The following is a 986-nucleotide window of genomic DNA, read 5'->3' as shown; positions in this document are numbered from 1 at the left end:
TCATGTATCTAATGTTCTCGGCACGGTCAACCCGATTAAAGAAATGGTGAAAATCGCTCATGACAATGGGGCTGTCATTGTGGTGGACGGTGCACAAAGCACGCCTCACATGAAAATTGACGTGCAGGATCTCGATTGCGACTTCTTTGCGCTTTCTTCCCATAAAATGTGCGGACCTACTGGCGTTGGTGTGCTGTACGGAAAGAAAGCCCTGCTGGAAAATATGGAGCCTGCCGAATTCGGCGGTGAAATGATCGACTTTGTCGGGCTTTATGAATCAACTTGGAAAGAGCTTCCGTGGAAATTCGAAGCGGGTACGCCGATTATTGCAGGAGCAATCGGTCTCGGTGCCGCCATTGATTTTCTCGAAGCAATCGGTCTTGATGAGATTTCCCGCCATGAGCACAAGCTTGCAGCTTATGCGCTTGAACGCTTCCGCCAGCTTGACGGCGTAACGGTTTACGGGCCGGAAGAGCGTGCCGGGCTTGTCACATTTAACCTTGATGATGTTCATCCGCACGATGTGGCGACTGTGCTTGATGCGGAGGGAATCGCAGTCAGAGCCGGCCACCATTGTGCGCAGCCGCTGATGAAATGGCTGGATGTAACTGCTACTGCAAGAGCAAGCTTTTATCTGTATAATACAGAGGAAGAGATTGATAAGCTTGTGGAAGCACTTCAAAAGACAAAGGAGTATTTTACAAATGTCTTTTAATGCAAACTTAGATACATTGTACAGACAGGTGATTATGGATCATTACAAAAACCCGCGAAATAAAGGGGTTTTGAATGACAGCATTGTCGTGGATATGAACAATCCGACATGCGGCGACCGCATCAGACTGACAATGAAGCTTGACGGAGACATCGTGGAAGATGCGAAGTTTGAAGGGGAAGGCTGTTCCATTTCAATGGCATCCGCTTCGATGATGACTCAGGCGATTAAAGGGAAAGATATTGAAACTGCCCTTTCCATGTCTAAGATT

At 47.7% G+C, this 986-nt stretch carries 1 protein-coding gene and 1 pseudogene; both read left to right on the top strand.

What is annotated here, in order from left to right:
- A pseudogene (sufS, locus tag ACWHAR_RS23680) lies at positions 1-715 on the top strand (cysteine desulfurase SufS); the annotation flags it as partial.
- Positions 705-986: Fe-S cluster assembly sulfur transfer protein SufU (gene sufU / locus ACWHAR_RS23675; protein ID WP_452088015.1), on the top strand; the 282-nt coding region annotated here is incomplete at its 3' end. The pseudogene sufS and the gene sufU, both read left to right, overlap by 11 nt.

The organism is Bacillus sp. LR--39, from assembly GCF_053613335.1.
Note: the sequence above shows the minus strand (reverse complement) of the source record. Positions and strands in the feature narration are given on the sequence as shown.